This is a genomic window from Microbacterium sp. (assembly GCF_041909575.1).
Lineage (GTDB): Bacteria > Actinomycetota > Actinomycetes > Actinomycetales > Microbacteriaceae > Microbacterium.
On record NZ_JAYRDE010000009.1, the window covers coordinates 1 to 14392 of the forward strand.

A 14392-nucleotide genomic window follows, 5' to 3' on the forward strand; every position below is an offset into this window, starting at 1 on the left:
CGTCTTCGACGGCGTCGCGCTCGGCATCGACGAGGGGGACCGCATCGGAATCGTGGGTCGCAACGGCGACGGCAAGTCGAGTCTGCTCGCGATGCTCGCGGGAAGGCTCGCACCGGACGCCGGTCGCGTCACGGTCCGCAGCGGCGTGCGGGTGGGAGTGCTCGATCAGGCCGACACCCTCGACGATGCGCTCACCGTGGCCCAGTCGGTCATCGGTGACCGGCCCGAGCACGAGTGGGCCGGGGACCCGCGCACGCGCGACGTGATCGCGGGGCTGCTCGAGGGCATCCCGTGGGACGGACCGGTCGTCGGGCTCTCGGGGGGCCAGCGCCGGCGTGTGGCCCTCGCCGCGCTCCTCACCGGCGACCACGACGTCATCTTCCTCGACGAGCCCACCAACCACCTCGACGTCGAGGCGATCGCTTGGCTGGCCGACCACCTCAAGCGCCGCTGGGCGCCGAGCGCCGGCGGACTCCTCGTCGTCACCCACGACCGCTGGTTCCTCGACGAGGTGTGCACGCGCACGTGGGAGGTGCACGACCGCCTCGTCGAGCCGTTCGAGGGCGGCTATGCGGCGTACATCCTGCAGCGCGTCGAGCGAGATCGCCAGTCGGCGGCCATCGAGGCGCGGCGTCAGAACCTCGCGCGCAAGGAGCTCGCGTGGCTGCGCCGAGGGGCGCCCGCGCGCACCTCGAAGCCGAAGTTCCGCATCGACGCGGCGAATGCGCTCATCGCGGACGTCCCCGAGATCCGCGACCGCACCGAGCTCCAGTCGCTCGCGGTCACGCGGCTCGGGAAGGACGTCGTCGACCTCCTCGACGCCTCCGTCACCTACCCCTCGCGCGACGGCGGGCCCGCCCGCGAGGTCCTCCACCCGGTCGAGTGGCGCATCGCGCCCGGCGAGCGGACCGGCATCCTCGGCGTCAACGGCGCCGGGAAGTCGACGCTGCTGGCGCTGGTCTCCGGAGACCTGGAGCCCACGTCGGGGCGCGTGAAGCGCGGCAAGACGGTGCGCGTCGCCACCCTCACCCAGCGACTCGACGAGCTCGAGGAGCATCTGGCCGACCCGGTCCGGGTGGTGATCGCGCGGCTGCGCACGACCTATTCGTTCGGATCGGGCTCGAAGGCGCAGGAGCTCACCCCCGGACAGCTCCTCGAGCGCATGGGCTTCGCGAGCGCTCAGCTCTCCACCCCGGTCAAGGACCTGTCCGGCGGGCAGAAGCGGCGACTCCAGCTGCTGCTGATCCTCCTCGAACAGCCGAACGTGCTGATCCTCGACGAGCCGACGAACGACCTCGACACCGACATGCTCGCCGCGATGGAGGATCTCCTCGACACGTGGCCGGGCACGCTCCTCGTCGTGTCGCACGACCGGTACTTCATCGAGCGCGTCACCGACCAGCAGTACGCGATCCTCGGCGGTCATCTGCGGCACCTGCCCGGCGGCGTCGACGAGTACCTGCGCCTGCGGGACCGCGAGCGGTCGGCGGCCGCGGCACGGGGACCGGATGCCGCGGCATCCGCCACTCCCGCGTCATCCGGCCTCGCGGGCGCCGACCTGCGCGCGGCGCAGAAGGAGGTCTCCGCCCTCGAGCGCCGGCTCGAGAAGCTCGAGGCGCAGATCTCGGCGGCGCGCACCGCGCTGGCCGACCACGACCAGTCCGACTACGTGGGGCTCGGCACGGAGATGGCGCGCATCGGCACGCTCGAGACCGAGCGGGACGACGTCGAGGCGCGGTGGTTCGACCTCTCCGAGCAGATGGACTGAGCGCCTCCGGACTCAGGCGTCGAAGCCGAGGCTGAGCTTGCGCAGGAGCGCCGCCAGCCGCTCCCGGTCGCCGCGCGAGAGCGTGGCCAGGAGCACGGCCTCGGCGTCGACGAGGCGCGTGATCGCGGCATCCACCCGTGTCCTGCCCTCGTCGGTGAGGATCACCAGGATGCTGCGCCCGTCGTCCGGGTCGGCCTCGCGTCGCACCAGCCGGCGGCCGACGAGCCGGTCGATGCGGTTGGTCATGGTGCCGCTGGAGACGAGCGTCTGCAGCAGCAGCTGCTTCGGGCTGAGCTGGAACGGCTCACCCGCGCGGCGCAGCGCCGAGAGCACGTCCCACTCCCACGGCTCGAGCTCGCTGCGGCGGAACGCCTCCCGGCGCGCCCGGTCGAGGTGACGCGACAGGCGATCGACGCGCGAGAGCACCTCGAGCGGCGAGAAGTCGAGATCGGGACGCTGCGCGGTCCACGCCTCGACGATGCGATCGACCTCGTCGGTTTGGCCTGCCATGTCCCCATTATCGAGGTCGCCTCGGCGGCGCGTGGACCGCGCCGGGCGGCGTGGCAGACTTGACGACGGCCGCGGACGCGGCGATCCGCCGTGGTGTAACGGCAGCACGACAGCCTTTGGAGCTGTGAGGCCCAGGTTCGAATCCTGGCGGCGGAGCATGACCCATAACACCGACGACACCCGCCTCGCCGTCATCGTGCTGGCCGCCGGTCAGGGGACGCGCATGAAGTCCTCTCTGCCCAAGGTGCTGCATCGCATCGGGGGACGCTCGCTGGTCGGCCATGTGCTGGACACCGCGCTCGCCCTGTCGCCCGACTCGGTCGTGGTCGTCGTGCGTCACGAGCGCGACCTCGTCGCTGCCGCGGTCGCCGAGGCCGTGCCGGCAGCGGTCGTCGTGGACCAGGACGAGGTTCCCGGCACCGGCCGCGCGGTGGAGCTGGCGCTCGCCGCGCTCGAGGACTTCGCCGGCGACGTGCTGGTGCTGAGCGGCGACGTGCCGCTCCTCGAGGCCGACACGCTCGCGGCCCTCGTGCGCGCGCATCGCGACGGCGCGGCGGCCGCCACGGTGCTCAGCGCCGTCGTCGACGATGCGACCGGCTACGGCCGCGTCATCCGCGACGCCGACGGTGCGGTGGCCCGCATCGTGGAGCAGAAGGATGCCACGCCCGAAGAGGCTTCCGTGTCGGAGATCAACGCCGGGGTGTACGTGTTCCAGGCCCCCGCGCTGCGCGCTCACCTGACCCTGGTGGGCACGGCGAACGCGCAGGGGGAGAAGTACCTCACCGACGTCGTGGCGCTGCTGCGGGACTCTCGGCTGCCGGTCGCGGCGTCCAGCGCCCCGGATGCCGCAGCCGCCCTCGGCGTGAACGACCGCGTGCAGCTGTCCGAGGCCGCCCGGCTGCTCAACGCCCGCACCGTGCGACGCTGGCAGCTCGAGGGGGCGACGATCCTCGATCCCGCCACCACGTGGATCGACGTGACCGCGACGCTCGCGCCCGACGTCACGGTGCTCCCCAACACCCACATCCTGCGGTCCACGAGCATCGGCGCGGGCGCCACCGTCGGCCCGGACACGAGCCTCGTGGACTGCGAGGTCGGCGAAGATGCCGTCGTGACGCGCGCCGACGCGACGCTCGCCGTCATCGGCGCCGGAGCGAACGTGGGACCCTTCGCCTACCTGCGCCCGGGCACGTACCTCGGCGACAAGGGCAAGATCGGCACGTTCGTCGAGACGAAGAACTCCACCATCGGCGAGCGCAGCAAGGTGCCGCACCTGTCGTACATCGGGGACACGACGATCGGACGGGGCGTCAACCTCGGCGCCGGCGCGATCACGGCGAACTACGACGACATCGCCAAGCACCGCACCGAGATCGGCGACGAGGTGCACACCGGCTCGCACAACGTCTTCGTCGCGCCCGTTAGGATCGGAGACGGGGCGAAGACCGGGGCCGGAGCGGTGATCCGAAAGGATGTGCCGGCCGGCTCACTCGCTCTCAGCGTCGCTCCTCAGCGCAATGTCGAGGGGTGGGTCGAGAAGAACAGACCGGGAACCGGAGCCGCGGACGTCGCGGCCAAGGCTCGGTCCGCACAGAAAGCGGACGATGGCGCGCAAGAAGAAGACCGTTGAGCTCGACCGCGACAACGACATCGCGCCCGGTCTGGTCGCCAAGACCAAGAAGCGGCTCGTCGTCGCCCGCGGGAGCTCGCATCCCGGGCTCGCGGTCGACGTGGCCTCGCAGCTGGGCACGGAGCTCGTGCCGACCGAGTACCGCACCTTCGCGTCGGGTGAGATCCTCACGCGGTTCGAGGTCTCGATCCGCGGGTGCGACTTCTTCCTGATCCAGAGCTTCGGCCCGCCGGTCAACGAGTGGCTCATGGAGACGCTCATCATGCTCGACGCCGCCAAGCGGGCTTCGGCCAAGCGCATCACAGTCGTCGCCCCGTACTACCCGTACTCGCGCCAGGACAAGAAGGGCCGCGGTCGCGAGCCGATCAGCGCCCGGCTCGTCGCCGACCTGCTCCGCACGGCCGGCGCCGACCGCGTGATGAGCGTCGACCTGCACGCCGCCCAGATCCAGGGCTTCTTCGACGGTCCCGTCGACCACCTCTTCGCCAAGCCGGTGCTGCTCGAGTACTTCGAGCGCACCCTCACCGCCGAGGACCGCGCGAAGCTCACGGTCGTCTCGCCCGACACCGGCCGCGTCCGCGTGGCCGACACGTGGTCCGACAGCCTCGGCGCGCCGCTGGCCATCATCCACAAGCGCCGCGACCCGAACGTCGCCAATCAGGTCACCGTCAACGAGATCGTCGGCGACGTGAGCGGGCGCGTCTGCCTGCTTGTCGACGACATGATCGACACCGGCGGCACGATCGTGAAGGCCGCCGAGGCCCTCAAGGCCAACGGCGCGATCCGGGTCATCGTCGCCGCGACACACGCGATCTTCAGCGATCCCGCCACGCAGCGCCTGCAGAGCGAGGCGATCGACGAGGTCGTCGTGACCGACACCGTGCCGATCCCCGACGAGAAGCGCTTCCCGAGCCTCACGATCCTGCCGATCGCCCCGCTGCTCGCGCGTGCGATCCACGAGGTCTTCGAGGACGGATCGGTCACCAGCATGTTCGACGGCGCCGCCTGAGCCTGGATCTGAACGTTCGCCCCGCGCGACTCGTGGACTCCTCAGAGGTCGCTCATAGAGCGCGCTGTCAGGATGCCTGTCAGGCGGCGCCCCGCGGCGACCGCCACGACGATCAACGACCCCAGGAGGACCGCTCATGATCCGCACCGCCGTCGCCACCCGTCCCGCTCGCGCGGGTCTCACACTCACCGCCGTCGCGGGCATCGCGCTGCTCGCCGGCTGCGCGCCCACCGCCACCGACTCCGTCGACGACGCTCCCGGCGACACCGGCTCCGGGACGGGCTCGTCCGAGGGCGGCGGATCCGCGGCATACGCCGACGGCACCTACACCGCCGAGGGCTCGTACACGACGCCCGAGTCCGTCGAGACGATCAGCGTCACCGTCACGCTGCAGGACGACGTGATCACGTCCGTCGAGGTGTCGGGCGACCCGCAGCGGCCGGAGTCCGAGCAGTACCAGGGCCAGTTCATCGGCGGGATCGCCGAGGTGGTCGAGGGCCAGGACATCGACACCCTCTCGGTGAGCCGTGTCGCGGGCTCCTCGCTGACGAGCGGCGGATTCAACCAGGCGATCGAGGCGATCAAGGCCGACGCGGCCGCCTGAGCCGATGTCCCTCCCGTCCGCGCAGCCCTCGTCGTGGCGATTCGAGGCGATCGGCACGTCCTGGGAGATCGTGACCGCCGCGCCGCTCGGCGCGGACCGGCGGGCCGCGGTGTCGGCCCTCATCGAGCGGTTCGACGCCGAGTGGTCGCGGTTCCGCGCCGACTCGGTCGTCTCCGGACTCGCCGCCGGCGGCGGTCGCGTTCCCGCGCCCGCGGACGCTCCGGCCATGCTCGACGCGTTCCGCGCCCTCTCCGCGGCGACGGGCGGCGCCGTGAACCCGCTCGTCGGCGGCTCGCTCGAGCGCCTCGGCTACGACCCGGCCTACACGCTGGCGGCCGGCGCCCCCGTGGCCGCTCCCGCGGACTGGACGTCTCTGCTCACGTGGGACGACGGCATCCTCTCGCTCGCCGCGTCCGCGGTGATCGATGTCGGAGCGCTCGGCAAGGGCCGGCTCGTGGACCTCGTGCTGGACCTCGTGCATGCCGACGGCGCCGGCGACGTCGTGATCGACGCCGGCGGGGACCTCGCCGTGCGCGGAGCCCCGCAGCGCGTCGGGTTGGAGCATCCGTTCGACCCGTCCCGTGCGATCGGCGTGTGGGAGGTGACGGATGCCGCGCTCTGCGCGTCGGCGGTGAACCGGCGCGCGTGGGGCGACGGGCTGCACCACGTGCTCGACGCGCGCACGGGCGTGCCGGTGCGCACGATCGCGGCGACTTGGGCGGTCGCAGCCGACGCGATGACGGCCGACGCGATCGCGACCGCGCTGTTCTTCGACGGTGGGCCCCGCCTCGCCCACGACGGGGGCGTGGAATGGGTGCGCATGACGACCGACGGCGCGGTGCAGTGGTCGCCCGGCTGTCGCGCCGACCTCTTCGTCCGAGCGGCTAGCGTGGAATCGTGACCGAGACCTCGTCGGGCCGTGTCGTCGCCGTCGCGCGGGACGATGCCCATCGCTTCAGCAAGCCCACGCGCGAGAGCATCGTCCTCATCTCCGGGCACGGCGTGGAGGGTGATGCGCATGCGGGCAGCACCGTGAAGCACCGGTCGCGCGTCGCGCGGGATCCCGGCGCTCCCAATCTGCGACAGGTGCACCTCATGCACGAGGAGCTCTTCGCCGACATGGCCGCGCGCGGGCACGGGATCGAGCCCGGAGCACTCGGCGAGAACATCACGACCGCCGGGATCGACCTGCTCGCGCTGCCGCGCGGCACGCGGCTCGCGATCGGCGACGACGCGATCGTCGAGCTGACCGGGCTCCGCAACCCCTGCTCGCAGATCAACGGCATCTCGAAGGGACTCATGAAGGAGCTCGTCTACGTCGACGACCAGGGCGAGACCGTGCGCCTCGCCGGTGTCATGTCCGTGGTGCTCGCCGGGGGAGAGGTGCGGCCGGGTGACGGCATCCGCGTCATCCCGCCCGCCGGAACCGCCGAGCCCCTCCGGGCGGTGTGACGTGCTGGGAACCCTGACCTCGGTGTGGAACCGCGTCTTCGCGCTCCTCGGGCGCGTCTCGATGTACCGCGTCGTCTACCTCGCGCTGGCGGCCCTCGCCGTGATCTCGCTGCTCCTGTCGTTCTTCGACCTCGTGGCGCCGGATCCGCTCGAGCTCGTGGTGACCCTCGCCGTCCTCGCGGTGGTGTGCGTGGGGGTGGATGCCGCAGCCCAGCGCGTGCTGCACCTGCCGTGGCGCATCGAGTCGTCGCTCATCACGGCCCACATCCTGCTGTTCGTGCTGCGTCCGTCGCTCGAGTTCGCGGCACTCGGGGGGATCGTGATCGCCGCGGCCGCGGCATCCCTCTCCAAGTACGCGCTCGCGTGGCGCGGCCGTCACGTCTTCAACCCCGCTGCCGTCGGGGCGACGGTCCTGACCCTGCTGGCGCTGGTCTGGCCGGCGCTCGGATCGTCGGCGTGGTGGGTGGGCACCCCGGCGCTCGCCGGCCCCGTGATCGTGCTGGGGCTCGCCGTGCTCTGGCGCACCGAGAAGCTGCGGGTGGTCTCGGTGTTCCTCGTGGTGGCGGTGGCCGTCTGGCTGCTGCGGACCTCGGCCCTGCTGTCCGCCGCGGGCGCCGCGGTCGAGCTGTGGCCGCTCCTCGCGCAGGCGCTGTTCAGCTCGCCGTTCCTGTTCCTCGGCGCGTTCATGCTGTCCGAGCCGCTCACACTGCCGCCGCGCCGGTGGCAGCAGTTCCTCGTCGCGGGGATCGTCGGGCTCCTCGCCGGGTGGCCGATCCCGGTGGGCCACATCACGCTCGGCCAGGAGCGCGCGCTCCTCATCGGCAACCTCGTCGCCTTCGCGTTCGCCGTGCGCACCGCGGTGCGCCTGACCCTGTCGGCCCGGGCCGCGCAGACCCCGACGGTGCAGGAGCTGACGTTCCGCGTGCAGGACCGGCTCTCGTTCGTGCCGGGGCAGTACCTCGAGCTCGAGGTGCCGCACGCGCACCCCGATGCGCGCGGCACGCGTCGCGAGTTCAGCATCGCCTCCGCACCTGAGGACCTCCCGCTCCTGCGCGTGGCCTTCAAGGAGAGCTCCAGCTCCAAGCCGCAGAGCTCCTTCAAGAAGGCCCTCGCGCAGGTGGGCGAGGGCGAGCGCCTGGCCATCACGGGCGTGTGGGGCGATTTCGTGCTGCCCAAGCGCGATGCAGCCCCGATCCTGATGGTCGCTGCCGGCATCGGCGTGACGCCGTTCGTGTCGCAGCTGCGTCACCTGCGCGCCGCCGGCGAGGACCGCGACATCGTGCTCGTCTACGTCGCCTCGGATGCCTCGGAGCTGGCGTACCGCGCCGATCTCGAGGCATCCGGATTCCCCGTCGTCGTCTTCACCCGCGACCAGCCCGCCGATCTGCCGGCGAACTGGATGTGGGCGCGCGGCGTGCGACTGGATGCCGAAGGCCTTTTGCGGATCGTGCCCGACATCGCCGCGCGCCACGCCTACATCTCCGGACCCGCCGGGCTGATCGCCGACCTCGCGCCCGCGCTGGAGCGCGCCCGGTCGATCACGACCGACGCCTTCAGCGGCTACTGATCCGGAGCCGGGTCGGCGTCGACGAGCTCAGGCGATTCGACCGGATCAGGTCGATTCTGCTCAGATCGGCCTGATTTCGTCGATCGGCCTGATTTCGTCGAGGCGCCGGAGGGGCGGTGGGATGCCGCTCACGCCGCGGGGTCGAGAGGCCGGGCGGGAAGGCGCACCTCGAAGGTCGTGTCTCCGGGCCGGCTCGTCACCGAGATCGTGCCGCCGTGCGCGTCGACGATGGCCTTCGCGATCGAGAGTCCGAGGCCCGTGCCGCCGGTCTGGCGGGCGCGCGAGCGATCGGCGCGCGAGAAGCGCTCGAACAGCTCCTCCCGCAGCTTCGGGTCGATCCCGGGCCCCTCGTCGTGCACGGTGAGCACGGCATCACCGCCGTCCCGGGTGACGCTCACCGTCACCGTCGTCCCCTCCGGCGTATGGGTGCGGGCGTTCGCGAGCAGGTTGGCGGCGACCTGGTGCAGGCGGCCGGTGTCGCCGGCGATCTGCACCGGTTCGTCCGACATCTCCAGCACCCAGGTGTGGTCGGGGCCGGCGGGCCGCGCGTCGCCGACGGCCTCGAGGGCGATCCGCGTGAGGTCGACGGTGCCGTAGACGAGCTCCTGGCCCTCGTCGAGCCGGGCGAGCAGCAGCAGGTCCTCGACGAGCGTGGTCATGCGCAGCGACTGCGCCTGGATGCGCTCGAGGGATGCCTCGGTGGTGTCGATCGTCGTGGGCGCGTGGCTCTGCGACAGGGCGCGCAGCGAGAGCTCGGAGTAGCCCCGGATCGAGGCCAGCGGCGTGCGCAGCTCGTGACTCGCGTCGGCGACGAAGGCGCGCATGCGCTCCTCGTTCCGCTGGCGGGCCGCGAGGGACTCGTCGACGTGGTCGAGGAGCGTGTTCAGCGCCTCGCCGACGCGGCCCATCTCGGTGCGCGGATCGGCCTGCGCCGCCGGTACGCGTTCGGCGATGGTCACCTCGCCTCGATCCAGCGGCAGCTTCGACACCCGCTCGGCGGTGTCGGCCACGGCGCGCAGCGGAGCAAGCCCCGCGCGGATCGTCCAGGCGGTCGCGAGCGCCAGCAGGATCAGGCCGCCGGCGGTGAGGAGTCCGATCGTGGTGAGCATCCGGCCGATGTTGGCGGCCACGTCGTCGCGCGGGATCCCGACGACCACGATGCCGACCGGAGTCGCCCGGCCCTCCACGCGGAAGGTCCCCACGTCGTCGATCGACACCACGAGGGTCTCGCCGCGGAGGCCGGTCAGCTGGGCGATCTGGTCGTCGGTGAGGGCGGTGGCGGTGTTGTCCTCCTCCATGACGGCGGCCGTGGGCTCACCGGCCCCCGACTGCACGGCGAGGAGGAAGCCGGGCTGCTGCGGCTGCTCCTGGAGGATCTCCTGGGCCGTCATCCCCGACGCGAGCTGCCGCTGCACCATCGCAGACGTGCGCGCGGCGGCATTGGCGACCTGGTCGGTCAGGCCGGCCTCGAGCACGTTGCCGAGGATCGCGCTGGTCGCGACGCCGACGAGCACCATGATGAACGACGTGATCGACACGACGGTCACGATGAGCTTGCGCTGCAGCGTCCACGGGCGGCGAGCGGATGCCTCGTCCCTCGCCGGAGCCGAGGCATCCGTCCCCGTGTCCGCGGCGGTGTCCGCCGCCGGAGACGGATCGGTCACTGCGGCGCCTTGATCATGTACCCGACGCCGCGGACGGTATGGATGAGCGGCTCGCGGCCCTGGTCGATCTTCTTGCGGAGGTAGGAGATGTACAGCTCGACGACGCTGGAGCGTCCGCCGAAGTCGTAGTTCCAGACGCGGTCGAGGATCTGCGCCTTGGAGACCACGCGGCGCTGATTGCGCATGAGGTAGCGCAGCAGTTCGAACTCCGTCGCGGTGAGCTCGATGCCGTCGCCGGCGCGATCGACCTCGTGGCTGTCCTCGTTGAGCGTGAGGTCGGCGACGCGCAGGATGGGCTCCGCGCCCGAGGCGTGCGCGGTGCCGGCGCGGCGCATGAGGCCGCGCAGGCGAGCGACGACCTCTTCCAGGCTGAACGGCTTCGTGACGTAGTCGTCGCCGCCGGCGGTGAGCCCTGCGACGCGGTCGCTCACGGCATCCTTCGCCGTGAGGAACAGGACGGGCACGTCGTCGCCGGACTGGCGCAGCCGCTGCAGGACCGCCATGCCGTCGAGGTCGGGCATCATGACGTCGAGCACCATCGCGTCGGGGGAGAACTCGCGCGCGGACTGGAGCGCCTCGAAGCCGGATCCGGCGGTGCGCACCTCCCATCCCTCCATGCGCAGCGCCATCGACAGCAGGTCGGTGAGCATCTGCTCGTCGTCGACGACGAGGACGCGCAGCGGGGAGCCGTCGGGACGCAGGAGGGCAGGGGTCGCGGTGGTCATGCGTCCATTGTGCTCCCGTTCCTATGCGCTTCCTATGGAGCGGGCTATGCGCGCGCTGTGAGTGCGCCCGCGCCGTCCATACGGTCCTCATAGCCGGCGCTGACGGCACGCATCGAACGGGCTCCTACTTTCGGCTCGACGGCCGGCACACCGCCGCCGGGAGGAGACCCATGTACGGAACGTATCTGCGGCGGGAGCTGGCCGGCCGCAAGAAGCAGACGATCATCGTGGCGGCGGGACTGGCGATCGCCATCGCGCTGGTGATGGTCGTCAACTCGCTCGCCGCGGGCGTGCGCGACGCCCAGGCGCAGGCCCTCGAGTCGGTGTACGGCGTCGGCACCGACCTCACGGTGACCGGGGCGACGGCCGAGCCCGGCGAGGGCGGCCCGCAGCGGTTCGAGTTCGGGCAGGACGGGGGCGAGACCGGCGAGGACGGGACGACGGAGCTCAGCCAGTCGCGGCTGGTCACCGAGCCGATGCGCGCGACCCTCGATGCCGGGGTCCTCGACACCGTCACCTCCGTCGACGGGGTGGCGGCGGCATCCGGCGCCCTGAGCCTCACCAACATGACCTTCTCGGGCGAGCTGCCCGAGCGCCCCGCGGAGGGGACGGAGCCGGGGGCCACGGGCCAGGCTCCGCCCGACGGCGGCGGCTCGTTCGGCGGCGGATCGTTCGGAGTCGACTCGTTCAGCGTGCTCGGGGTCGACCCCGCGGCCGACTCGGTGGGCCCGCTCTCGTCCGTCACGGTGAGCGACGGACGAGCGCTCGCGAGCGCCGACGAGGGCGCGTACGTCGCCGTGCTGGATGCGACCTACGCGGCGACCGCCGAAGTCACCGTGGGCGACACGATCGACGTGGGCGGCGAGGAGTTCGAGGTCGTCGGCGTCGTGGCGTCCACCTCCAGCGAGGCCGACACCGCGGCGAACGTCTACATCCCGCTCGACGTGGCCCAGACTCTGTCCGGCGCGGAGGACGCGGTGTCGACCGTGTACGTGCAGGCCGCGTCGTCCGACGGCATCGCGAGCGTGCAGGCGGATCTCGAGGATGCGCTCCCCGACGCCACGGTGAGCTCGCAGGCGGACCTCGCCTCGACGGTTTCCGGCTCGCTCTCCAGCGCCTCGTCGCTCATCACGAACCTCGGCACGTGGCTGTCGGTCATCGTGCTGGCCGTCGCCCTCGCGCTGGCCGTGCTCTTCACGATCTCGGGCGTCTCGCGCCGCACGCGCGAGTTCGGCACCCTGAAGGCGATCGGCTGGTCCAACGGCCGGGTCGTCGGGCAGGTCGCGGGGGAGTCGCTCGTGCAGGGACTCCTCGGCGGGGCGGCCGGCCTCGTGCTCGGCTTCGCCGGCATCGCGCTCATCAACCTCGTCTCCCCGACGATCTCGACGGCCCCCGCCGCACCGGTCACCCAGGGCGGACCGGGCGGCGACACGATGATGGCACCCGGCGGCGGGCCCGGCGGCCTGTTCTCGCAGCAGACGACCGAGATCGTCCTGCAGGCGCCGGTGACGCTCTGGGTCGTCGCGGCGGCCCTCGGACTCGCCGTCCTCGGCGGGCTCGTCGCGGGCGCGTTCGGCGGATGGCGCGCGGCCCGGCTGAGCCCCGCCGAGGCCCTCCGATCGGTGGCATGAGGCATCCGATGACCGACCCGCCTCCCATCGCCGCGCACACCGCACCGACTGCACCGACCGCACCCCTCACGACAGGAGACCGATCCATGACCATGACCGACACCCGCTTCGCCGGGGGAGCGGATGCTGCACCCCCGGCGCTCTACCGGCTCACCGGCGTCACCCGCACCTACCGGCAGAAGGACCGCATCGTGAAGGCGCTCGCGGGTGTCGACCTCGACATCGCGCCGGGCGACTTCGTCACCATCCAGGGACCGACGGGCGGCGGCAAGTCGACGCTGCTGCAGCTGCTCGGGGCGCTGGACCGCCCGACCGACGGATCCGTGGTGCTCGGGGAGGTGGATCTCGCGAGGGCGTCCGGCGCCGAGCTCGGTCGCGTCCGCGCCCGCGACATCGGGTTCGTTTTCCAGGGGTTCAATCTCATCCCCACCCTCACCGCGGCCGAGAACGTCGACATGGCTCTCGAGCCCCTGGGGCTGACCGGGACCGAGCGGGCCGAGCGGGTGGCCGAGGCCCTCGCGCACGTCGGACTGGACGACCGCTCCGATCACCGGCCGGCCGAGCTCTCGGGCGGTCAGCAGCAGCGCGTGGCCATCGCGCGCGCGATCGTCAAGCGCCCGCGGGTGCTGCTGGCCGACGAGCCGACCGGGAACCTCGACGAGTCCATGCGGGACGAGATCCTCGCGGTGCTCGAGGGCCTGTGCGCGGAGGGGCTGACGCTCATCGTGGTCACGCACGACACGGCGGTCGCGCGCCGCGCACGGCGGCGCCTGCGGCTCGAGCGCGGGACCGTGCGGGACATCACCGGCTGAGCGTCACCCGGCGGTGCGGGCGTGGGCCGCGATGCGATCGAACAGCGCATCGCGGTCCGCGTCGATCCGCTGCAGCTCGGGGTGGGCGTCGTGATGCGCGACGATGCGTCGCGCGCCCTCGTCGAAGAGGATCGTGGTGCGGAACTCCGGCACGAGGGCGGTGACCTTGCTGTTGTCGAAGACCATCGAGTGCGCCTTGTCGCCGATGAGGGTCGGTCCGAGGGCGGGCTCGAAGGCGGCGATCGTGTCGGATGCCGCGTGCACGATGTCCGGCGCCGAGACGCCGGCGGCCTCGGCCAGCCAGCCGTAGATCGCGTTCCAGGTCGGCGCGTGCGACCCGGTGATGGTGAACGCGTCGCCGATCGCCTGCGGGTGCCCGAGGAGCCCGGCGAACGCGACGGCGAAGTCCTCGGCGTGGGTGATGGTCCACAGGCTCGTGCCGTCGCCGTGGATCACGACGGGGCGGCCGTCCCGCATCCGGGCGATGTCCGTCCAGCCGCCGAGGGTCGGGATCGAGCTCTCGTCGTAGGTGTGCGACGGGCGCACGATCGTCACCGGGAGCCCGCGGTCGCGATGGGCCGCGACGAGGAGGTCCTCGCACGCGATCTTGTCGCGCGAGTACTGCCAGAACGGGTTGCGCAGCGGCGTGGACTCCGTCACCGGCAGCCGCCGAGGCGGCTTCTCGTACGCCGATGCCGAGCTGATGAAGACGTACTGTCCGGTGCTGCCCTCGAACAGCTCGAGCGCGGTGGTCACGTGCTCCGGCGTGAAGGAGAGGAAATCGGCCACGACGTCGTAGCCGGCGGCTCCGACGGCCTCGCGCACCGCGGCGGGATCGCGCACGTCGGCCGCGAGCTCCCGCACGCCGTCCGGCAGCGCCCGCCGGGACGAGCCGCGGTTGAGGACGGTCACCTCGTCCCCCGCCTGCACGCTGCGCCGCACGCACGCCGCGCTGATGGTCCCCGTCCCGCCGATGTACAGCACGCTCCTCGCCATTCCTCGACCCTAAGCCCGCGACCC

The 14392-nt window shown here is 72.1% G+C and carries 13 protein-coding genes and 1 tRNA gene; 10 read left to right on the forward strand and 4 right to left on the reverse strand.

Annotated elements, in window-relative coordinates; genetic code table 11:
- On the forward strand, window positions 1–1768 hold a 1768-nt coding region (locus ACE3O1_RS02520), incomplete at its 5' end, for an ABC-F family ATP-binding cassette domain-containing protein (protein WP_374312098.1).
- Between the two features lie 12 nt (window positions 1769–1780).
- Here ACE3O1_RS02520 and ACE3O1_RS02525 read toward each other — a convergent pair.
- Complete coding sequence (locus tag ACE3O1_RS02525; RefSeq protein ID WP_374312100.1) at window positions 1781–2278, reverse strand: MarR family winged helix-turn-helix transcriptional regulator; 498 nt, start codon at window positions 2276–2278, stop codon at window positions 1781–1783.
- Window positions 2279–2362: 84 nt separating this feature from the next.
- Here ACE3O1_RS02525 and ACE3O1_RS02530 point away from each other — a divergent pair.
- The 7 genes from ACE3O1_RS02530 (at window position 2363) to ACE3O1_RS02560 (ending at window position 8540) form a co-directional block, all read left to right on the forward strand.
- Window positions 2363–2434: transfer RNA gene (locus ACE3O1_RS02530), tRNA-Gln, on the forward strand.
- 1 nt (window position 2435) lies between these two features.
- A complete protein-coding gene (glmU, locus tag ACE3O1_RS02535) occupies window positions 2436–3908 on the forward strand; it encodes a bifunctional UDP-N-acetylglucosamine diphosphorylase/glucosamine-1-phosphate N-acetyltransferase GlmU (protein ID WP_374312102.1) in 1473 nt (490 codons plus the stop codon).
- Window positions 3883–4917 carry a ribose-phosphate diphosphokinase gene (locus ACE3O1_RS02540; RefSeq protein WP_374312104.1) on the forward strand — a complete coding sequence of 345 codons (1035 nt, stop codon included), beginning with the start codon at window positions 3883–3885 and terminating at the stop codon, window positions 4915–4917. The genes glmU and ACE3O1_RS02540 overlap by 26 nt, the downstream gene beginning before the upstream one ends.
- 136 nt (window positions 4918–5053) lie before the next feature.
- Window positions 5054–5521: a hypothetical protein gene (locus ACE3O1_RS02545; protein WP_374312106.1), complete on the forward strand. Its 468-nt coding sequence runs from the start codon at window positions 5054–5056 to the stop codon at window positions 5519–5521.
- A gap of 4 nt (window positions 5522–5525) precedes the next feature.
- Window positions 5526–6422: an FAD:protein FMN transferase gene (locus ACE3O1_RS02550; protein ID WP_374312108.1), complete on the forward strand. Its 897-nt coding sequence runs from the start codon at window positions 5526–5528 to the stop codon at window positions 6420–6422.
- A complete protein-coding gene (locus ACE3O1_RS02555; protein ID WP_374312110.1) occupies window positions 6419–6973 on the forward strand; it encodes an MOSC domain-containing protein in 555 nt (184 codons plus the stop codon). Before ACE3O1_RS02550 ends, ACE3O1_RS02555 begins: the two co-directional genes overlap by 4 nt.
- 1 nt (window position 6974) lies before the next feature.
- Window positions 6975–8540, forward strand: coding sequence for an FAD-dependent oxidoreductase (locus ACE3O1_RS02560; protein WP_374312112.1), 1566 nt, complete (start codon window positions 6975–6977; stop codon window positions 8538–8540).
- Between the two features lie 128 nt (window positions 8541–8668).
- Here the strand turns inward: ACE3O1_RS02560 and ACE3O1_RS02565 are convergent, their stop codons facing one another.
- Window positions 8669–10057 carry a sensor histidine kinase gene (locus ACE3O1_RS02565; protein WP_374312177.1) on the reverse strand — a complete coding sequence of 463 codons (1389 nt, stop codon included), beginning with the start codon at window positions 10055–10057 and terminating at the stop codon, window positions 8669–8671.
- Between the two features lie 143 nt (window positions 10058–10200).
- Window positions 10201–10929 (reverse strand): response regulator transcription factor, encoded by a 729-nt coding sequence (locus ACE3O1_RS02570; RefSeq protein WP_374312114.1) that lies wholly within the window; start codon window positions 10927–10929, stop codon window positions 10201–10203.
- A 170-nt stretch (window positions 10930–11099) separates the two neighbouring features.
- Here ACE3O1_RS02570 and ACE3O1_RS02575 point away from each other — a divergent pair, with 170 nt between their 5' ends.
- Window positions 11100–12560, forward strand: a complete 1461-nt coding sequence (locus ACE3O1_RS02575) for an ABC transporter permease (RefSeq protein ID WP_374312116.1) — start codon at window positions 11100–11102, stop codon at window positions 12558–12560.
- Between the two features lie 86 nt (window positions 12561–12646).
- Window positions 12647–13372 carry an ABC transporter ATP-binding protein gene (locus tag ACE3O1_RS02580; RefSeq protein ID WP_374312118.1) on the forward strand — a complete coding sequence of 242 codons (726 nt, stop codon included), beginning with the start codon at window positions 12647–12649 and terminating at the stop codon, window positions 13370–13372.
- 3 nt (window positions 13373–13375) lie between these two features.
- Here the strand turns inward: ACE3O1_RS02580 and ACE3O1_RS02585 are convergent, their stop codons facing one another.
- On the reverse strand, window positions 13376–14368 hold the full coding sequence (locus ACE3O1_RS02585; RefSeq protein ID WP_374312120.1) for an NAD-dependent epimerase/dehydratase family protein: 993 nt from the start codon (window positions 14366–14368) through the stop codon (window positions 13376–13378).
- Between the last annotated feature and the right edge of the window lie 24 nt (window positions 14369–14392).